At 70.6% G+C, this 21914-nt stretch carries 4 protein-coding genes; all 4 read left to right on the forward strand.

All coding sequences use genetic code 11. From position 1 onward, the window contains the following. The first annotated feature begins 10 nt into the window (after window positions 1–10). Genes LZ199_RS27275 through LZ199_RS27290 form a run of 4 tightly spaced genes read left to right on the forward strand, consistent with a single transcriptional unit; the run spans window position 11 to window position 21543 of the window. Complete coding sequence (locus LZ199_RS27275; protein WP_253996687.1) at window positions 11–14260, forward strand: non-ribosomal peptide synthetase; 14250 nt, start codon at window positions 11–13, stop codon at window positions 14258–14260. Continuing rightward, complete coding sequence (locus LZ199_RS27280) at window positions 14253–18422, forward strand: non-ribosomal peptide synthetase (RefSeq protein ID WP_253996688.1); 4170 nt, start codon at window positions 14253–14255, stop codon at window positions 18420–18422. Before LZ199_RS27275 ends, LZ199_RS27280 begins: the two co-directional genes overlap by 8 nt. Continuing rightward, window positions 18419–19792 carry an MFS transporter gene (locus LZ199_RS27285; RefSeq protein ID WP_253996689.1) on the forward strand — a complete coding sequence of 458 codons (1374 nt, stop codon included), beginning with the start codon at window positions 18419–18421 and terminating at the stop codon, window positions 19790–19792. The genes LZ199_RS27280 and LZ199_RS27285 overlap by 4 nt, the downstream gene beginning before the upstream one ends. Beyond that, on the forward strand, window positions 19789–21543 hold the full coding sequence (locus LZ199_RS27290; protein WP_253996690.1) for a fatty acyl-AMP ligase: 1755 nt from the start codon (window positions 19789–19791) through the stop codon (window positions 21541–21543). Before LZ199_RS27285 ends, LZ199_RS27290 begins: the two co-directional genes overlap by 4 nt. Window positions 21544–21914: the final 371 nt, after the last annotated feature.

The raw sequence follows: 21914 nt of genomic DNA on the forward strand, positions 1-21914 counted from the left end.
CCCAGTGGCCATGACCGCCGAATCCTTCGTCTTCCCCGTCTCGTTCGCTCAGCAGCGGCTGTGGTTCCTCCACCTCCTCCAGCCGGAGAACCCCAGCTACAACATCGCCGGAGCGGTGAGGCTCAGCGGGAAGCTCGACATCGAGGCGCTTCAGCGCGCCTTCGATGCGCTGGTGGAGCGGCACGAATCGCTGCGCACCACATTCGCGCAGGAAGAGGGCACCCCCGTCCAGGTCATCGCGCCGGAGGGCCGCGCGCCCGTCGTCCTCGTGGACCTGTGTGACGGCCCCGAGGCGGAGCGCGAGGAGCGGGCTCGACGGCTCGCCACCGAGGAGTGCCGGCGGCCGTTCGACCTGATGCGCGGCCCTCTGCTGCGACCGCGCCTCTTCAAGCTGGCCCCCACCGAGCACCTCCTGGTGATGACGCTGCACCACATCATCTCGGATGGTGGCTCGCTCGGCATCCTCATCCACGAGATGTCGAGCCTCTACGCGGCGTTCAGCGCGGGCCACGAGCCCACCCTGGAGCCGCTCCCGCTCCAGTACGCGGACTACACCCAGTGGCAGCGCGACTGGTTGGCGACGCCCGGGACGCTGGATGCCCACCTCGCGTACTGGAAGCAGCGGCTCACGGGCGCGAGCGTGCTCCAGCTCCCCACCGACCGGCCCCGGCCCGCGCTCCAGACGCAGCGGGGCGCGGCGCTGCCCCTCCATCTGCCTCCCCCCCTCGTCGAGGCGTTGCGGGCTCAGGGACAGAAAGAGGGCGCCACCCTCTTCATGACGCTGCTGGCCGCGTGGCAGGGCCTGCTGTCGCGCTACACGCACCAGACGGACATCGTCGTGGGCGCCCCGCAGAACAACCGCTCCCAGGTCCAGACGGAGGGGCTGATCGGCTTCTTCGTCAACACGCTGGTGTTGCGCACGGACCTGTCCGGCAACCCCACCTTCCGTGAGCTGTTGGTCCGCGTGCGCGAGGTGCTGCTGGAGGCGCACGCCCACCAGGACCTGCCCTTCGAGCGGCTGATGGAGCAGGTCCAGCCCGAGCGCAACCTCGCGTACACGCCGCTGTTCCAGGCTGCGCTCAACCTCCAGGTCGCGCCCACCCGTGAGCTGACGCTCCCCGGGCTCGTCTTGAAGACCGTCGAGTTGGAGACGGGCACCTCCAAGTTCGACGTCACGCTGGACCTGCAGGAAGGCCCCGACGGACTGCGCGGCGTCCTCGAGTACAACAGCGACCTGTTCGATGGCGCGACGATGGAGCGCCTGCGCGGCCACCTCCTGTCGCTGCTCACGGGCGTCACGGGCAACCCGGACCTCCGGCTGGATGAATGGCCGCTGCTGACGGCGCCCGAGCGCCACCAGCTCCTGGAGACGTGGCCGGCCCTGAAGTCCTTCGACCGCACGGGGAGCCTGCACCAGCGCTTCGAGGCGCAGGTACAACGCCGGCCCGACGCCATCGCGGTGGTCAGCGAAGGCGAGCGCATCACCTACGCGGAGCTGGACCGCCGCGCCAACCAGCTCGCCCACGCGCTGCGCGAGCGCGGCGTCACGCGGGAGTCACTGGTGGGCCTGTGCGTGGAGCGCACCGCCGCCACCGTGGTCGGCATCCTCGGGATTCTCAAGGCGGGCGCCGCGTATGTACCGCTCGACCCGACGTACCCCGCGGACCGCCTGGCGTACATGGTGACGGACAGCCGGATGACCGTGGCCATCACCCAGCGCCACCTCGCGGAGCGGCTGCCGACTGAAGGCGTGTCGCTGCTCGTCCTGGAGGACGCCGCCGAGCACCTCGCGAGCCAGCCCATCACCTCGCCCGGGGTCGACGTCTCGGAGGACGGCCTCGCCTACGTCATCTACACCTCCGGCTCCACGGGGCGGCCCAAGGGCTCGCTGCTCCCGCACGGGAACGTGCTGCGCCTCTTCGAGGCCACGAAGGACTGGTTCCACTTCGACGAGCACGACGTCTGGACGCTGTTCCACTCCTATGCGTTCGACTTCTCCGTCTGGGAGTTGTGGGGCGCGCTGCTGTACGGCGGCCGGCTGGTGGTGGTGCCCTACCTCACGTCGCGCTCGCCCGACGCCTTCCTCCAGCTGCTGCACGACGAGCACGTCACGGTGCTGAACCAGACGCCCGCGGCCTTCCGTCAGCTCAGCCAGGCCGAGGAGCGCCTGGAGTCGAAGCCGCCACCGCTCGCGCTGCGCTACGTCATCTTCGGCGGCGAAGCGCTGGAGCCCGCGAGCCTCCTGCCCTGGTTCCAGCGACACGGGGACGCGCGGCCCCAGCTCGTCAACATGTACGGCATCACCGAGACGACCGTCCACGTCACCTACCGACCGATGACGGCGGCGGAGGCCGCGCACACCCAGCAGAGCCCCATCGGACTCGCCATCCCCGACCTCCAGCTCTATGTGCTGGACTCGCGGATGGAGCCGGTGCCCATCGGCGTCACGGGCGAAATCCACGTCGGCGGCGCGGGGCTCGCGCGCGGCTACCTGGGACAGCCCGGCCTCACCGCCCAGCGCTTCGTGCCGCACCCGTTCAGCCGCGTCCCGGGGGCCCGGCTCTACCGGACTGGAGACCTGGCGCGCTTCACGCCGGATGGCCAGCTCGAATACCTGGGCCGCATCGACGACCAGGTGAAGATTCGCGGCTTCCGCATCGAGCTGGGCGAAATCCAGGTCGTCCTCAGCCTTCACCCCGCCGTGCGCGAGGCGCTCGTCCTGGTGCGCGAGGAGCCGCCGGGCACCCGCTCACTGGTGGCCTATCTCGCCACCGGCGACCAGCCACCGCCGGGCGTCGATGAGCTGCGCCAGTTCCTGCTGGCCCGCCTGCCGGACTACATGGTCCCCAGCGCCTTCGTCCTGATGGAGCGCTTCCCCCTCACGGCCCACGGCAAGGTGGACCGCAAGGCCCTGCCCACGCCCTCGAAGGAGCGCGCGGAGCCGGCACGGTACGTCGCGCCTCGCGACGCCTCGGAGACCGCCCTGTGCGCCATCTGGGCGGAGGTGCTGGGCGTGCAGCGCGTGGGCATCCACGACAACTTCTTCGCGCTGGGGGGCGACTCCATCCTCAGCATCCGCGTGCTGACGCTCGCCCGACGCCAGGGCCTGGACTTCACCCTCCAGCAGGTCTTCCAACACCAGACAGTGGCCGCGCTGCTCGAAGCGGCCGGTGCGACGCGAGAGCAGCCCGCGCGAGAGGTGTTCCCTCGCACCGAGCCCTTCAGCCTCATCTCCGAGGAGGACCTCGCGAAGCTTCCGCCGGGCATCGAGGACGCGTACCCGCTCGCCCGCATCCAGGCCGGGATGCTGTACCACATGCAGCTCGCGCCGGACTCGAACATCTACCACAACACGGACAGCTTCCATCTGCGGCTGAAGACGCCCGTGGACACGGCGCTGTTCGAGGAGGCGGTGCGCGTCATCGTCGCGCGCCACCCCGTGCTGCGCACGTCGTTCGACATGACGACGTACAGCGAGCCGCTGCAGTTGGTCCACCGTGAGGCGAAGCTCGCCCTGCGGGTCGTGGACGTGCGCCACCTGTCCGACGCGGAGCAGGAGGCCGCCATCCGGCAGCTGCTGGAGGACGAGAAGCGCCACCACTTCGACCTGGCGGTGCCGCCGCTGCTGCGCTTCTTCATCCACCTGCGCGGCGACCAGTCCTTCCAGTTCACGCTCACCGAGTGCCACGCCATCATCGACGGCTGGAGCCTCCACTCCACGCTGGTGGAGATCTTCAACCACCACCACGCCCTGGTGAACGCGCAGCAGCCTCCCCCCGAGCAGCCCACCACGCTGACGTACCGCGACTTCGTGGCCATGGAGCGCCAGGTGCTCGCGTCGGAGCCCCATCAGCGCTTCTGGCGGGACTTGCTGACAGGCGGCGCGGTGATGCGGCTGCCACGCTGGCGGCGCCCGCTCGCCTCCGGCACGCCGACCATCGCCACCGTCAAGGTGCCGTTGTCGCGAGAGCTCCATGACGGACTGCTCGCGCTCACCCGCGCGGAGGGCCTGCCGCTCAAGAGCGTGCTCGTCGCCGCCCACCTCAAGGTGATGGGTCTGCTGAGCGGTCAGGACGACGTCATCACCGGCATGGGCGTCAACAGTCGCCCGGAGGAAGGCGATGGTTCCCGGCTGCGCGCCATCTTCCTCAACACCGTGCCCTTCCGGATGCGGCTGGCCCCGGGGAGCTGGACGTCGCTGGTCCGAGGCGCGTTCGACGCCGAGCGCGCGCTGTATCCCTTCCGCCGCTACCCCATGGCGGACATCCAGCGGCAGTGGGGCCGCGAGCCCCTCTACGAAGTCATGTTCAACTACATGCACTTCCACGTCCTGCACGAGCTGGCGGGCACGCTCTCCCAGGTGGAAGCGCTGGGCATGATCCGCGCCGAGGGGACGAACGCCACCCTCGCGGTCCACTTCCAGACCGAGCCCCACACGCAGGAGCTGACGCTGGAGCTGGACTACAACGCCGTCGACCTGGAGCACGCACAGGTGGAGCAGGTCGGCGCCGCCTTCCAGCGAGTGCTGAGCGCGCTGGCCTTCCACGCGGACCAGCCTCACCACACCACCAGCGCGCTGCCCCCCGAGGAACAGCGGCGGTTGCTCGTGGACTGGAACGCCACCGCCACGCCCTTCCCCACCGAGGCGACGTTCCGGTCGCTCTTCGAGGCGCGCGCCGCGACCTCTCCGGATGCGGTGGCCGCGGTGAACGGCGCGCGGTCGCTCACCTACGCGGAGCTGGACGCGAGGGCGAACCAGCTCGCGTGGCACCTGCGCTCGCTGGGCGTGGGAGCCGAGCGACTGGTGGCGCTCCACATGGACCGCTCGCTCGAGTTGCTCATCGGCCTCTTGGGAGCCACCAAGGCGGGCGCGGCCTGGCTGCCGTTGGACCCTGCCTATCCGTCGGAGCGGCTGGCCTTCATGTTGTCGGACTCGCGCGCGGACGTGCTGCTCACCACGAGCGCCTTCGCGCCAGGGCTCGTCGACGTGGGTGCCCGCACCGTCCTCCTGGATGGGCCCTCGGACCTGCTCGCGGGGGCACCCAGTCACACGCCGCCGCCGACCGACGGCGGTGACTCGCTGGCGTATGTCATCTACACCTCCGGCTCCACGGGCCTCCCCAAAGGGACGCTGGTGACGCAGCGAGGATTGGTCCACTACCTCGACTGGGCACGGCGGGAGTACCAGGTGGAGGAGGGACAGAGCGCGCCCGTCCACACGTCCATCGCCTTCGACGCCACCCTCACCAGCCTCCTCACGCCCCTGTGCGCGGGCGGGACGGTGCACTTGCTGCCCTCGGGGCAGGAGCTGGAAGCGCTGGCGTCATCGCTGCGCGCGCATCGGCACGGGCTCGTCAAGCTCACGCCGGCCCACCTCCAGGTGCTGTCCAACCTCCTACCGGAGCCCGCCCTGGCCGAGCTCCAGGGCACCTTCGTCGTCGGCGGTGAAGCGCTGCCGGCGGCGACCGTGGAGCTGTGGCGACGACAGGCCCCCAAGGTCCGGTTGGTCAACGAGTACGGCCCCACGGAGACCGTGGTCGGCTGCTCCATCCACGACGTGAGCAAGACAGGCCTGGTGGACGGCATCGTCCCGATTGGCCGCCCCATCGCGAACACGGAGCTGTACGTCCTGGACGCGGGGCTCCAACCCGTGCCCGTCGGCGTCACGGGCGAGCTGTACATCGGCGGCGTGGGCGTGGCGCGCGGCTACCTGGGACGCGCGAGCCTCACCGCCGAGCGCTTCGTGCCCGACCCCTTCAGCGGGCGCACGGGCGCGCGGCTGTATCGCCCGGGAGACCTCGCGCGCTACCTGCCGGATGGCGCCCTGGAGTTCCTCGGCCGCCGCGACGGACAGGTGAAGCTGCGCGGCCACCGCATCGAGCTGGGAGAAATCGAAGCCACGCTGCGCCAGCACCCGACCGTGGGTGACGCGGTGGTCCTGGTGCGCGAGGACGAGCCCGGAGACCAGCGCCTCGCCGCCTACGTGGTACCGCACTCCGGAAAGGCGACGGAGCCGGGCGACCTGCGGGCCTTCCTCCAGCGGCGGCTCCCCGGCTACATGGTGCCCGCCAGCGTCACGACGCTCGAGTCCCTGCCGCTCACCCCGAACGGCAAGGTGGACCGCGGAGCGCTGGCGGCACCGCCGTCGAGCGCGAGCGGCGACACCCGGGCCCCGAGGAATGGCACGGAGGAGCTGGTCGCCAGCATCTGGGCCTCGGTGCTGCGCACGGAGCGGTTCGGACTCCACGACGCCTTCTTTGATTTGGGCGGCCACTCGCTGCTCGCCACCCAGGTGGTCTCACGCGTGCGCGAGGCCTTCGGAGTGGAGCTGCCCATCGCCACCCTCTTCGAGGCCCCCACCGTGGCGGGCCTGGCCGAGCGCATCCAGGCGCTGCGCGCGCGGGCCACGGGCGAGCCGCCTCCGCCCCCGCTCCAGTCCCTCCCGCACGACGGACCTCGCCCCCTGTCCTTCGCGCAGCAGCGGCTGTGGTTCCTCTACCGGATGGAGCCGCGGAGCCCCGTCTACAACATGCCGGCCGTGCTCCGGTTGTCCGGCGAGCTCGACGTGGAGGTGGCGCGCCGCTGCCTGGACGCGCTGCGAGAGCGCCACGAGAGCCTGCGCACGACGTTCCTGATGAACGGACAGACGCCAGCACAGCTCGTCCGCCCCGCCGAGCCCCAGCCCCTGGACGTCATCGACCTGACGGGGCTGCCGCCCGAGCACCGCGAGGCCCAGGCCCGACAGTTGGTGGACGAGGAGGCCCGGCGCCCCTTCGACCTGGAGCACGGCCCTGGCTTCCGCTGCGCCCTGCTGCGGCTGGGTGAAACCGAGCACCTGCTGCTGCTGACGCTGCACCACATCATCGCGGACGGCTGGTCGCTCTCCGTGCTGGTGCGCGAAGTGGCGACGCTCTACTCGTCCTTCAGCGCGCAGAGTCCCTCGCCGCTCCCCGCGCTGCCGGTGCAGTACGCGGACTACGCACGCTGGCAGCGGGAGTGGCTGTCCGGCCCCGCGCTGGAGCGGCAGTTGGATTATTGGAAGGAGCGGCTCGCGGGCGCCCCGCCCTTCCTGGAGCTGCCCGCGGACCATCCTCGCCCGCCCGTGCAGGGCTTCCGAGGCAGCACCCACCAGGGTCCGCTCCTCGCTCCCGACGAAGCCGAGGCGCTGCGTGTGCTCTGCCGTCGCGAGGGCGTCACGCCCTTCATGACGGTCATGGCCGCCTTCCAGGCCCTGCTGCACCGCTACACGGGCGCGACGGACGTCGTGGTCGGCACAGACATCGCCAACCGCAACCACCTGGGCACCGAGGGGTTGATTGGCTTCTTCATCAATCAGCTCGTCATGCGCGGGGACCTGTCGGGCGACCCGACCTTCCGTGCGCTGCTCCGCCAGACGCGGCGCTCGGCGCTGGACGCCTACGCCCACCAGGACCTCCCCTTCGAGGAGCTGGTCAAGGCGGTCAACCCCGAGCGCAGCGTGAGCCACTCGCCTCTCTTCCAGGTGAAGCTCATCCTCCAGAACGTGCCGGACACGGATTTGGAGTTGCCCGGCCTCGTGCTGAAGGAGGAGGTCAGCACCACGAGCACCGCCCGGTTCGACATGACCTGGGTGGTCACCGAGACCGCGCGCGGGCTGGAGTGTCTGTGCGAGTACAGCAGCGACCTGTACGAGCAGGACACGGTCTCGCGGATGCGCGAGCACCTGCGCGAGGTGTTGGTGGGCGCGGTCGCGAAGCCGGAGGAGCGCGTCTCGCGCCTTTCACTGCTGTCCGATCCGGAGCGGCAACGCCTGTTGGTGGAGTGGAACGACACGGCGACGCCGCTGCCCGACGTCTGCCTTGCCCATCGCTTCTTCGAGGCCCAGGTGGCGCGCACGCCGGACGCCATCGCCGTCAGCTTCGAGGGACAAGAGCTCCGTTACCGGGAGCTGGACGCCCGAGCCAACCAGCTCGCGTGGCACCTGCGCGCGCTGGGCGTGGGGCCCGAGGTGCGCGTGGGCCTGTGCCTGGAGCGCTCGCCGGAGCTGGTGGTCGGCATGCTCGGCATCCTCAAGGCCGGCGGCGCGTGGCTGCCGTTGGACCCCACCGCTCCCATGGCGCGGCTCGGGATGATGATGCGCGACGCGGGCGTCCCGGTCATCGTCACCCAGGAGCACCTCGCGGACGAGCTTCCCATCCAGTCAGAGCTGATGGTGTGCCTGGACTCGGACGCGGCGGCCATTGCCCGGCAGCCGGTGGAGCCGCCTTCGGTGGCGCTGTCGCCGGAGAACCTCGCCTACGTCATCTACACCTCCGGCTCCACGGGCCGTCCCAAGGGCACGCTGCTGGCGCACCAGGGCCTGTGCAACACGGCCCTGTCGGCCATCCGTGCGCACCGCATCCAGCCTGACAGCCGGGTGCTCCAGTTCGCGGCCATCGGCTTCGACGCCTCGGTGTGCGAGGTGCTCTCCACGTTGCTGGCGGGCGCGCGCCTGTGCCTCGCGCCGCGTGACTCGCTCATGCCGGGCGCGCCGCTCCAGGGACTGCTGGTGTCCCAGGCCATCACCGTGGCCACGCTGACGCCGTCGGTGCTGGCACAGCTGGACCCGGCGGGACTGCCCACGCTGGCGTCCGTCATCTCCGCGGGCGAGGCCTGCACGCCGGAGCTTGCGCGCCGGTGGGTGGAGGGCCGTCACTTCGTCAACGCCTATGGCCCCACGGAGGTGACGGTGTGCGCCTCCGCGCGAGAGCAGGTGGTCGCGGAGCGGCCGGACATCGGCCGGGCCTGGCCCAACGTGCGGCTGTACGTGCTGGACGCGAGCGGACGGCCCGTGCCCACGGGAGTGCCGGGCGAGCTGTACGTCGGCGGCATGGGCGTGGCGCGCGGCTACCTGGGCCGGCCGGAGCTGACGGCCGAGCGCTTCCTTCCGGATGCGTTCAGCGGCACGCCGGGCGCGCGGCTGTACCGCACCGGAGACCGCGTGCGCTGGTTGGCGGATGGCCACCTCGAGTTCCTCGGGCGCAATGACTTCCAGGTGAAGCTGCGAGGCTTCCGAATCGAGCTGGGAGAAGTCGAAGCCGCGCTGACGGACTTGCCCGAAGTGCGCGAGGCCGCGGTCGCCCTGGTCGAAGATGCGTCCGGGCGCGGGCAGCTCGTGGCGTGGCTGGTCACCGGAGAAGAAGCAGAAGAAGGAGCGCTGGACCCTGCGCCGCTCCGGCGCGCGCTGGAGACCCGGCTCCCGGACTACATGGTGCCCTCGGCCTTCATCGCGCTGAAGGCCCTGCCCCTGACGTCCAGCGGCAAGGTGGACCGCCGGGCGCTGGTGTCCGAGGCCCCTCGGCAGCGCAAGCCCAAGGACACCTACGTCGCGCCACGCACGCCCGTGGAGCGGACGCTGGCGAGCATCTGGGCCGCCGTGCTGTCGCACGAGCGGGTGGGCACGCACGACAACTTCTTCGAGCTGGGCGGCGACTCCATCGTCAGCATCCAGGTCATCGCGCGGGCGCAGGATGCCGGGCTGCGCATCACCCCCCGGCAGTTCTTCCAGCACCAGACCATCGCCGCGCTGGCGCTCCACGTGGGCGTGGCCGGAGCCTCCCGCGGCGAGCAGGGTGTGGTGACGGGCCCCGTGCCCCTCACGCCCATCCAGCGCTGGTTCTTCGAGTCGCGCCTTCCCCATCCGCACCACTACAACCAGTCCCTCCTGTTGGGCCTGCGCGAGCGTCCCAATCGAGAGCTGCTGCGCGAGGCGCTGAGCGCGCTGGTGGCACATCACGACGCGCTGCGATTGCGCTTCGAGGAGACCCCGGACGGCTGGCGTCAGGAGAACACCGGCCTGGAGCACGGGGTGGAGCCGCGAGAAGTGGACCTGTCCACCCTGGACGCGGACGCCCAGCGGACCGCGCTGGAGCAGGAGGCCCAGAAGGCGCAGTCAGGCTTCGACCTGGCGAAGGCGCCCCTGGTGAGCGCCGTCCTCTTCGACCTGGGCCCGCGTGGCACCCGGCTGCTGTTGGCCGTCCACCACCTGGTGGTGGATGCCGTCTCGTGGCGCGTGCTGCTCCAGGACCTGGGGACCGCGTTCCAGCAACTCCTCCAGGGCGAGCCCGTGGCCCTGCCTCCGAAGACGACGTCGTTCCAGGAGTGGGCGCGTCGGCTGGAGCCCCACGCCCAGGGACCCGAGCTGGAAGAAGAGGCGGCGTTCTGGCTGCGCCGAAGGGCGGACGTTCCGCCGCTGCCCCTGGACCTCCGAGGTGGAGACAACACACTCGCCTCCGCGCGAACGGTGCACGCCGCGCTGGACGCGGAGGAGACGCGCGCGCTGCTCCAGGAGTTGCCGAGGGCGTGGCGCGCCCGTGTCGACGAGGTGCTGCTCACCGGCCTGGTGGGTGCGCTCGCCGGATGGACGGGTCAGCGCCTGCACTGCGTGCAGTGGGAAGGCCATGGCCGCGAGGAGCTCTTCGAGGACGTGGACCTCGGTCGCACCGTGGGCTGGTTCACCAGCATCTACCCGGTGACGGTGGAGCTGCCGCCAGACGGCACGCCGGGCGATGGGCTCCGCGCCGTGCGGGATGCGCTGCGGCGGGTGCCTCGCAAGGGCCTGGGCCACGGACTGCTGCGATACCTCGGGCGTGATGAGGTGCGCGCGAAGCTCGCGGCCGTGCCCGAGCCCCAGGTCGCCTTCAACTACCTGGGACAGCTCGACTCCGCGTTGCCGTCCGACTCCCCGCTCGTCCCCGCCGATGAGGCCATGGGCGCGCAGCAGAGCGCGCTCGGGCGCCGCCGGCAGGTGCTGGAGGTGAATGCACACGTGTTGGAGGGCAAGCTGGAGGTGTCCTTCACCTACAGCGAGGCGCTGCACCAGCGCTCCACGGTGGAGACGTTGGCCCAGGGCTTCGTCCAGGCGCTTCGCGAGCTGGTGGCGAAGCGGGACACGGCGGACGCGAAGAGGCTGTCGCCCTCGGACTTCCCCCTGGCGGATGTGACGCAGGCCACCATGGACGGACTGCTGCGCGAACACCCCGCGTTGGAGGACCTCTACCCGCTGTCGCCCATGCAGCAGGGCATGCTCTTCCACGCGCGACTGGAGCCTCGCGCGGGGATGTACTTCGAACGGGCCGCGTGGACACTCGACACGGACCTGGACGTGGCGGCGCTGCGACGCGCCTGGCAGGAGACGATGGAGCGCCACCCCATCCTGCGCACCAGCTTCGCGTGGGAGGACATGGAAGAGCCGCACCAGGTGGTCCACCGCGAAGCCGTGCTGCCCTGGGAGGAAGCGGACTGGAGAGCCCTGTCCGACGAGCAGCAGCAGGCCCGGCAGGCCACGTGGATGAAGGAGGACGAGGCGCGGGGCTTCGACCTCGCGCGGGCACCTCTGATGCGGGTGGCGGTGTTGCGCCTGCGTGAGCGGACGTGGCGCGTGGTGTGGAGCTTCCACCACCTGCTGTTGGACGGCTGGAGCGTGGGCCGTGTGCTGAACGAGATGCTGTCGAGGTACGACGCCCGCCAGGGCCGTGAGCTGGCGCCGATGGAGGCGCCACCCCTGTTCCGCGACTACATCGGCTGGCTGCGCGAGCGGGGCGCGGCGAGGTCGGAGGCGTGGTGGCGGCGAGAGTTGGCCGCCTTCACCGAGCCGACGCCAGTCCCCTGCGAGCAGGGAGGTCGGGCCCGGAGCGCGACGCCGATGATGGGAGCGCGCAAGGTCCTGGTCCCCGCGGACGCGACGGAGCGGCTCCGCGCCTTCTCCCGGCGGCACCAGGTCACGCTCGGCACGCTGGTCCAGGGCGCGTGGGCGCTGGTGCTGGGGCGCCATGCCGGCGCGGAGGACGTGCTCTTCGGCGTCACCGTGGCGGGGCGTCCGCCGGAGCTGGCGGGTGTCGAGCAGATGGTGGGCCTGTTCATCAACACCGTCCCCGCACGGGTGAAGCTGCCCCCTGGGATGCGTGTGGTGGACTGGCTGAAGGAGCTCCAGGCCGCGCAGGTGGAGCGCTCGTCCCACGAGTCCGCGCCGCTCGTGCGCGTCCAAGGCTGGAGTCAGGTGCCTCGTGGCACGCCTCTCTTCGAGACGCTGCTCGTCTTCGAGAACTACCCGGTGGAGCAGTCGGTGATGCAGGGCACGAGCGCGCTGGACGTGCGCGACGTCACCGCCCAGGAGCGCACGCATTACCCGCTCACCCTGACGGCCCACGCCGACAAGGAGCTGCTGCTCCACATCGACTTCGAGTCCCCTCGGCTGGACGAGCGGGCCGTGGAGCAACTCCTGGAGCAGCTCGCCACCGCGCTGGTGGGACTCTGCGCCGTCGAAGCACGAAACCTGGGGGACGTGCCCATCCACTCGGAGGCGGCGCGGCACCGGCTGCTCTTCGAGTGGAACGACACCCACGTCCCCTTCGGCCTGGACGCCTGCGTGCACGAGCGCTTCAGTGCCCAGGCCCGCCAGACGCCAGACGCCATCGCCGTCAGCGCACCGGGGGGCACGTCGCTCACGTACGGACAACTGGAGGCACAGGCGAACCGCCTGGCTCACCACCTCCGAGCCCGCGGCGTGGGCCCCGAGGTCCTCGTCGGTGTCTATCTGGAGCGCGCGCCGGAGCTGTACGTCGCGCTCTTGGGCATCCTCAAGGCGGGCGGTGCGTATGTCCCGCTCGACCCCGCCTACCCCGCGGACCGCGTGGCGCTGATGGTCTCCGAGGCCCACCTGTCGCTGCTCGTCACGCAGCGCGCCCTGGAAGCCTCACTGAGCGCACCCGGCGTGGCGCGCTACCTGATGGACGGAGAGGCGCAGTCCCGCGCCGCGCTCCCCATTGAGCCCCCTTCCCCGCTCGCGGGTCCCGACACCCTGGCGTATGTCGTCTTCACCTCCGGCTCGACGGGAACACCCAAGGGCGTGATGGTCTCGCACCGGAGCTGGGCCAATGCCTACCTCGGCTGGGAGCGAGACTACGGACTGCGGGAGGACGGCTGCCGCAATCATCTCCAACTGGCGAGCTTCTCCTTCGACGTGTTCGCGGGAGACCTGGTCCGGGCGCTCCTCTCGGGAGGCCGGCTGGTCCTCTGCCCACGTGAGTGGCTGCTGGAGCCTGCGCGGCTCTATGCGCTGCTGCGTGACGAGGACATCCACTGCGCCGAGTTCGTCCCCGCCGTGGCGCGCGGTCTGCTCCAGTACCTGGAGGAGAGCGGGCAGCGGCTGGACTCCATGCGGGTGTTCATCGCCGGCTCCGATGCCTGGTACGTCGACGAGTACCACCGCCTGCGAGGCGTCATCGGCGACGACACGCGGCTCATCAACTCGTACGGCATCAGCGAAGCCACCATCGACAGCACCTGGTTCGAGAGCGACGGCCTGGAGGCGGCGGACGCACGACTCGTCCCCATCGGCCGCCCCTTCGCCAACGTGCGCATCCACGTGCTGGACGCACGCCACCAGCCCGTGCCCGTGGGCGTCGTGGGCGAGCTCTTCATCGCCGGCGAGGGCGTGGCGCGCGGCTACCGCCTCCGTCCCGAGCTGACCGCGGAGCGCTTCGTCCCCGACCCCTTCGGCGCTCCGGGAGCGCGGCTGTATCGCTCGGGAGACCGGGCGCGCTGGCTGCCGGATGGGAACCTGGAGTTCCTGGGGCGCGCGGACACGCAGGTGAAGCTGCGCGGCTTCCGAGTGGAGCTGGCCGAAATCGAGTCGGTGCTCGGCAAGGCGCCTGGCGTCGAGGCCGCCGTGGTCCTGCTGCGACAAGACCCCGGCGCGCCCGCTCGGCTCGTCGCCTACTTCGTGGGCGCGGGTGCACCGGACCTCTCCGCGCTGAGGGACTTCCTGAGGGCGCGGCTGCCCGACTACATGGTCCCTGCCCTCTTCCTGAGGCTCGACGCGCTCCCGCTGACGCCTAACGGCAAGGTGGACCGCCGGGCCCTGCCGGCGCCGGATGCGGGCCTGCGCGCGGTGGATGACCCGCTGGTCGCTCCCCGGACGGAGACGGAGGCGGCGCTGCTCGCCATCTGGCGCGAGGTGCTGGGGTTGGAGTCGCTCGGAGTGCTGGACGACTTCTTCGCCGTCGGCGGCCACTCCCTGCTGGCCACGCGAATCCTCTCCCGGTTGAACGCCACCTTCCAGGTGGAGGTGCCCCTGCGCGCCCTCTTCGAGCACACCACCGTCGCCGCGCTGGCCGAGCGCATCGTCCTCGCGCGACTGGAGGCCGCGGACGCAGCGGCCCTTGCGAGCGCGTTGGACGAGGTGGACGAGCTGTCGGACGAGGAAGTGGCGCTGCTGATGGGAGGCGCCAGCGATGAGTGACGCGCTCCAGAAGCGGCTGGCCGGCTTGTCCCCGGAGAAGCGCGAGCTCGTGTTGAAGAAGCTGCGCGAGCAACAGAAGACCGCGGCGCCTGCGCCAACACAGGGCCCGCCCCCCATCCTCCGCGCCCCACGCACCGAGCCGCTGCCGCTCTCCTACCCCCAGCGCCGGCTCTGGTTCCTGGACCAGTTCGAGCCAGGGACGCCGGCCTACAACATCCCCGAGTTCGTGAGGCTGCGCGGCCCGCTCCAGGTGGAGGCACTGACGCGAGGTCTCGCCGAGGTCGTCCACAGGCACGAGGTACTGCGCACCACCTTCGCGGCCGTGGCCGGTGAACCCACGCAGCACGTCGTCCCGCGACTGGCACTCGAAGTCCCCGTGGTGGACCTGACGTCCCTGCCTACCGACGAGCGTGAAGCGCGCTGCCGGGAATTGGCGCTGCGCGAGGCGGGCCGATCCTTCGACCTGGCGAAGGGGCCGCTGCTGGCGACCACGCTGGTGCGGCTGGGCCCTGAGGACCACGTCCTGTTGCTGGTGATGCACCACATCATCTCCGACGGCTGGTCCACCGGCGTGCTCGTGCGTGAGCTGGCGGCCCTGTACGACGCCTTCTCGCGCGGACAGCCCTCTCCGTTGACGGAGCTGCCCATCCAGTACGCCGACTTCGCGGTGTGGCAGCGGCGCTGGCTCCAGGGGGACGTGCTGGACGCCCAGCTCGGCTACTGGCGCCGACAGCTCACGGACGGCGACGCTCCGCTGAAGCTGCCCACGGACAGGGCGCGTCCCCGGGTGCGCACGTTCGCGGGAGGAAAGCGGACCTTCGTCGTGAGCGCGGAGGTGACGCGGCGACTGCGCTCGCTCGCGGGCCAGGAGAAGGCCTCGCTGTACATGGTGCTGCTGGCCGCGTTCCAGGCCCAGCTCCACCGCTACACGCGCGAGCCCCGGCTCAGCGTCGGCACATACATCGCCAACCGCAATCGCGCCGCCATCGAGCCGCTCATCGGCTTCTTCCTCAACACCCTCGTCATGCGCACGGACATGTCCGGCAACCCGCGCTTCCGCGAGCTGCTGCGGCGCGTGGTGGACGTGACGCTGGGCGCGTACGCACACCAGGACGTCCCGTTCGAGAAGCTGCTGGAGGAGCTGGCCCCCACGCGCGACACCAGCTTCCCGCCCTTCTTCCAGGCCATGCTGGTGCTGCAGAACACCCCCGAGGCCGAGGCCACGGTGGGGCCACTGCGGCTGGAGTCCTACTCCGTCCCGGGAGAGTCCTTCGCCCAGTTCGACCTCACGCTCTGGCTCGCCGAGGAGGCGGACGGACTGCAAGGCACGTGGGAGTACAACCGGGACCTCTTCGACGCCACCACCGCCGACCGCATGGTGGCGCACTTCCAGACGCTCCTGGCCAGCATCGCCGCCAGGCCCGACGAGCCCCTCGCCACACTGCCACTGCTCCCGCCGGAAGAGCGACAGCAGGTGCTGCACGGCTGGAACGAGGCCCGCCTGGATGTCCCGGCCGGCGCCTGTCTGCATCACCTCATCGCGGCCCATGCCACCAGGACGCCGGACGCCCTCGCCGTCGTCGACCCGGAGCGCCGTCTCACGTATGCCCAGCTCGACCAGCGCGCCAACCAGCTCGCGCACCACCTGCGCGCCCTGGGCGTGGGCCCCGAGCAGCGCGTGGGCATCTTCCTGGAGCGCTCCGTCGACCTGGTGGTGGCGGTCCTCGCGGTGCTCAAGGCCGGGGGCACCTACGTCCCGCTGGACCCCTCCTATCCGCCGGACCGCACCGCGCTGATGCTCTCGGACAGCCAGCCCGCGCTGCTCATCACCCGGAGGACGCTGCGCGCCAACCTGCCCGCGTCTCGCCCCACGGTGGTGAGCCTGGACGAGGACGCCGTCGCCATCGAGGGCCGTTCGGACACGGCCCCCACGGGAGGCTCGGGACCCGAGCACCTCGCGTACGTGGTCTACACGTCGGGCTCCACGGGGCGCCCCAAGGGAGTGATGGTGGACCACCGCGCTCTCGCGAATGCCTACTTCGCGTGGGAGCACGACTATCGGCTGCCCACGCTGCGCGCCCACCTGCAGATGGCGAGCTTCTCCTTCGACGTCTTCAGCGGGGACCTCGCGCGGGCGCTCGGCTCGGGCGCGGCGCTGGTGCTCTGCCCGCGTGAGTGGTTGCTGGAGCCCGAGCGGCTGCACGCGCTGATGGTGCGTGAGCAGGTGGACTGCGGTGAGTTCGTGCCCGCGGTGGTCCGCCTGCTGATGGCCCACCTCCAGGAGCGAGGAGAGCGCCTGGACTTCATGCGGCTGCTCATCGTCGGCTCGGATACGTGGGACATGCGCGAGTACACCCAGCTCCGGAGCCTGTGCGGCCCGGACACGCGACTGGTGAGCTCGTACGGTCTCAGCGAAGCGACCATCGACAGCACCTTCTTCGAGTCCGTCACGCCCAGCCCCAGCGAGCAGACCGTCCCGATTGGCCGCCCCTTCCCCAACGCGGAGATGTACCTGTTGGACGCGGCGCTGCAGCCCGTGCCCATCGGAGTCCCGGGGGAGCTGTTCGTCGGCGGCGTGGGGCTGGCACGAGGCTATTGGACGCAGCCGGGCCTCACGGCCGAGCGCTTCATCCCGCATCCCTTCAGCGCGGAGCCCGGGGCCCGCGTGTACCGGACGGGAGACCTGGCGCGCCACGCGGCGGACGGCACGCTGGAGTTCATCGGGCGCAACGACACACAGGTGAAGCTGCGCGGCCACCGCATCGAGCTGGATGAAATCAGGGCGAGGCTGTTGGAGCACGCGAGCGTGCGCGCCGTGGAGCTGCTCGTCCGAGGCGACGGGGCGGCGCGGCAGCTCGTCGCGTACCTCACGCTGACGTCACCCGACGCGGTGGGCGAGGAGGCGCTCCGTCAGCACCTGCGCCAGCACCTGCCCCTGTACATGGTGCCCTCGGCCTTCGTCCTCCTGGACGCCTTCCCCCTCACACCCAACGGCAAGGTGGACCGGCAGGCGCTCCCAGTGCCCGGGGACTCCCGGCGCGAGGAGGCGGAAGGCTTCATCGCGCCACGCGGAGACACCGAGCCGAAGCTCGCGGCGCTCTTCGAGGAGCTGCTGGGGACAGGCCCCATCGGTGCGAGCGACAGCTTCTTCGACCTGGGCGGTCACTCCCTGCTCGCCGTCCGGCTCGTGGCTCGGATACGCGAGCGCTTCGGCAAGGCGCCGTCCCTGGCGGTCCTCTTCCAGGGCCCCACGCTGGAACAGCTCGCGCGAGCGATTGAGCAGGACGGCGACAGCCCCTGGTCTCCGCTGGTGACACTCCAGGCCGGGGGCGAGGGAGCGCCGCTGTTCTGCGTGCCAGGCGCGGGCGGCAACGTCCTCTACTTCCGGGAGCTGACGCGGCGGCTGGGCAAGGCGCGGCCCCTCTACGGACTCCAGGCCCGGGGACTGGACGGCGCGGAGCCTCCGCACGCCTCCGTCGAGGAGATGGCGGAGTGCAACGTCCAGGCGCTCCAGCGGGTGCGGCCGCACGGCCCCTATCACCTGCTGGGCCACTCCTTCGGAAGCTGGGTGGCCTTCGAGATGGCGCGGCGGCTCCAGGCGCAGGGCGAGGAGGTCGCCTTCCTGGGCCTCCTCAACACCCCTGTGCCCAGGCACCAGGAGCCCACCACCAACGCGCCCGCGCTCGACGACGCGGACTGGATGGCCTCCGTCGCCAGCGTCGCGGGCCGGCTGTATGGCGTTGACCTGGGAGTCTCCGCCGAAGCACTCAGGCCCCTCTCCCCAGAGGAGCGATTGGCCCACGTCACCAGGCGGCTCGTCCAAGGGGGCCTCTTGCCCCCCGACGCGGACAGCCAGCAGGTGCGCGGACTCATCCAGGTCTACAAGCGCGCCTACGAAATCACATACATCCCTCCGGCGGATGCGCGCCCCGCCCCCATCACCCTCTTCCGAGCCAGGGAGCGGCACGAGGATGACGGTGTCCTGCCGGGCGACTTCAAGGAGGACGCCACCTGGGGCTGGAGGCATCACGCGACACGCCCCGTCCTCGTCGAGGACATCCCGGGCGACCACATGACGATGCTGGCCGCGCCCCATGTCGATGAGCTCGCGGAGCGCGTGCGCTGGCACCTGGAGCACCCGTCCACGGAGCGTGGCCCATGACGCCGGCCACGGTGGCGCCGGTGCCTGACTTCTCGCTCGGGCGCGCCCTGGCCCTGTGGCTGGGGCAGGTGGTGTCCCTGCTGGGCTCCTCGCTGACGAGCTTCGCCCTGGGCGTGTGGATGTACCAGACGACGGGAGGCGTGACGCGCTTCGCGCTCATCATGCTGTGCGCCGCGCTCCCGGGCGTCCTGCTGGGACCGGTGACGGGCGCGCTGGTGGACCGGTGGAAGCTCCGGCGGGTGTTGCTGCTGAGTGATTTGACGGCCGGCCTCACGACGCTGGTGCTGGCCGTGCTTCTCTTCACGGGGCAGCTTCGCCCGTGGCACGCGTACGTCACGACGGCCATCGTCTCCGTGGCCGGCGCGTTCCAGCAGCCCGCCTTCGCAGTGCTGGTCTCCACGATGGTGCCGCCCCAACACCTGGGCCGAGCCAACGGCATGCTCCAGTTGGGACTCGCCTGCGCGCAGTTGGGGGCGCCTCTGATGAGCGCCTTCCTGCTCGCGGTGGTCGACCTGGAGGGCATCCTGCTCATCGACGCGGTGAGCTTCGCCCTCGGCGTCCTGCCGCTCTTCGTGTTGCGCCTCCCGGAGCGCCCCACCACCGCCATGTCCGAGGCGGGACAGCCCTCCCTCCTCACCTCGGTGCGAGAGGGCGGCGCCTATATGAGAGCCACGCCTGGCCTGTTCGCGCTGCTCGGCTTCCTGGCGGGCAGCAACTTCATCACCGGCGTCGTCGAGGTGCTGGTGACGCCGCTGGTGCTGGCGCTCGCGGACGTGAAGGCGCTGGGCATGCTCACCACCGCGGGAGGCGTGGGGCTGATGGCGGGCAGCGTGGTGATGAGCGCCTGGGGCGGTCCCCGGCGCAAGATTCACGGCGTCCTGCTCTTCCAGCTCGCGTGCGGCCTGTGTCTCGTCCTGGTCGGACTCGGGACGTCACTGCCCTTGCTAGCGGGCGTGGCCTTCGCGTTCTTCTTCGGCATTCCCATCATCAACGGCTCCAGCCAGTCCATCCTCCAAAGCATCGTCCCCTTGCAGCTCCGGGGTCGCGTCTTCGCCATGAGCGGGGCCCTCACCGGGATGATGCTGCCGCTCGCCTACGCCATCTCCGGTCCCCTGGCGGACCTCGTGTTCGAGCCCGCGCTCCGTCCAGGCGGGGCGCTGGTCCCCCTGCTGGGGACACTCGTCGGCACGGGCGCGGGGCGAGGCATCGCGGTGATGTTCGTCCTCGCGGGCGCGCTGACCGTCCTGTTGACGGGCCTGGCCGTCTTCCACCGTCCCCTGCGTGCGCTCGAAGCCGAGCGCGAGGTGGCCCCTGGCCCACACGCCGGGATGCCGCCCATTTCCCCATCCTCTGAAGGAGCCACACCTTGAGCGCCGTCATTCCTCCGTCCATCGCCACGCTGAGCGAGCTGCTGCGGTGGCGCGCCAGCGTCCAGCCCGATGCGCCCGCCTACACCTTCCTCGTCAACGGAGAGGACGAAGAGCAGCGCTGGAGCTACGCGGAGTTGGATCAGCGCTCCCGGGCCGTCGCCGCCGCACTCCAGGAACAGGGCGCCGCCAATGACCGGGCCCTGCTGCTGTTCGCGCCGGGGCTGGAGTACATCGGGTCGTTCTTCGGCTGCCTCGACGCGGGCGTGGCGGCGGTGCCCGTCTACCCTCCCCAGAACGAGCAGACCCTGGCGCGCCTGCTCTCCATCATCACGGACGCAAGGCCGCGCTTCGCGCTCACCACGAGCGACATCCTGGAGAGCGTGAAGGCGTTCTCGGAGACGTACCCGCTGCTGAAGGAGCTGCGGTGGCTGGCGGTGGATGCGCTGCCCGCGGGCCAGGAGTCGCGCTGGAGGCCGCCGCGAATCACGGGCGACAGCATGGCCTTTCTCCAATACACGTCCGGCTCCACGTCGACGCCCAAGGGCGTCATGGTGTTGCACCGGAACCTGCTCGCCAACGAGGAGATGATTCGCCAGGGCTTCGGCAACGACTCGAGTTCAACGACCGTGGGCTGGTTGCCGCTCTACCATGACATGGGGCTCATCGGCACGGTGTTGCAGCCCATGTTCCTGGGCTCGCACGCTGTGTTGATGTCTCCCTATTCATTCCTGCAGCGTCCGGTGCGGTGGCTGCGAGCCATCAGCAAGTACCGGGGCGTGGTGAGTGGAGGCCCCAACTTCGGGTATGCGCTGTGCGTCCGGAAGGTGAAGCCCGAGCAGCGCGAGGGATTGGACCTGAGCTCGTGGAAGATTGCCTTCAACGGCGCGGAGCCCGTGCGAGCGGACACCCTGGAGCGCTTCGCCGAGTCCTTCGCGCCACAGGGCTTCCAGAGGGCGGCGCTCTATCCTTGCTATGGGCTCGCCGAGGCGACGCTCTATGCGACGGGAGGGGCCCGCATGGTCACTCACCGCACCCTCGGCGTCGACGCGGGAGCGCTGGAGCGCAATCGCGTGGTCGAGGCCGCCCCTGGCGCGGAGGGCACGCGGACGCTGGTGGGCTGCGGGAGGGGTTGGGCGGGAGGCCAGTTGCGCATCGTCAATCCGGAGACGTCCGAGGCGTGCGCCGACGGTGAGGTGGGAGAGATCTGGGTCTCCGGGCCGCACGTCACCCAGGGCTACTGGGGCCGTGACGAGCACAACGCGGAGACCTTCCAGGCGCGAGTCCGGGGCCACGAGGCCGAGGGGGGATTCCTGCGCACGGGGGACCTGGGGTTCCAGCGAGAGGGAGAGCTGTTCGTCACCGGGCGCCTGAAGGACCTCATCATCGTGGATGGGCGCAATCACTATCCCCAGGACATCGAGCAGACGGTCGAGACGCAGCACGAGGGCTTCCGGCTGGGCTGTTGCGTGGCCTTCTCGGTGGAGCGGGCCAACGAGGAGAAGCTGGTGGTGCTCATCGAGGTGGACCGTCAGTACACGCCCCCCGGAGACGGAGCGGGAGCGCACGTCCTGGAACAGGCGGAGGTGCTCAAGAAGGTGCGCCAGGCCGTCGCCGCAGCGCACTCTCTCGACGTCCACGAGCTCGTCCTGCTCCAGCACGGAGAGGTGCTCAAGACATCCAGCGGCAAGGTCCAGCGCCGAGCCTGCCGGGCGAAGTATCTGGAGGGTTCGTTCCAGCGCTGGCCAGACTGAAGAACACGCCTCCTCCGCAGTCCGGAGCAATAACCCTCCGATGACAGGAACCACGGGCCATCGAGTGTGACTCAACACGAAGAGTCGTATCCGTCCGCCGGACGGATACCTTTTCAGGAAGCCACGCAATCCTTGGCAGCCGGGACCTCCGTGCGCGGCTTTCAGATGGCGCGCGCTGCAGGGGCATCTGGCGAGCATCACCCGTCGGTCGGTTACGGACCAGTTGCTTCCGCACTGCTGGCAACCCTCCTCAGCCTCCGCTCCTTCCTCATCCTGAAACCACGCAAGCCTTGGCAACCAGGCCCTCCACGCACGGCTATCACGCTGCGCGGGGGGAAGCGTGCATCCGCTGCACGCCGGCAGTCGATCGG

The organism is Myxococcus qinghaiensis, assembly GCF_024198215.1.
Taxonomy (GTDB): Bacteria; Myxococcota; Myxococcia; order Myxococcales; family Myxococcaceae; genus Myxococcus; species Myxococcus qinghaiensis.

Coding starts and splice junctions, on each gene's coding strand:
- LZ199_RS27275 (WP_253996687.1), top strand. CDS start 11: ATGACCGCCGAATCCTTCGTCTTCCCCGTCTCGTTCGCTCAGCAGCGG.
- LZ199_RS27280 (WP_253996688.1), top strand. CDS start 14,253: ATGAGTGACGCGCTCCAGAAGCGGCTGGCCGGCTTGTCCCCGGAGAAG.
- LZ199_RS27285 (WP_253996689.1), top strand. CDS start 18,419: ATGACGCCGGCCACGGTGGCGCCGGTGCCTGACTTCTCGCTCGGGCGC.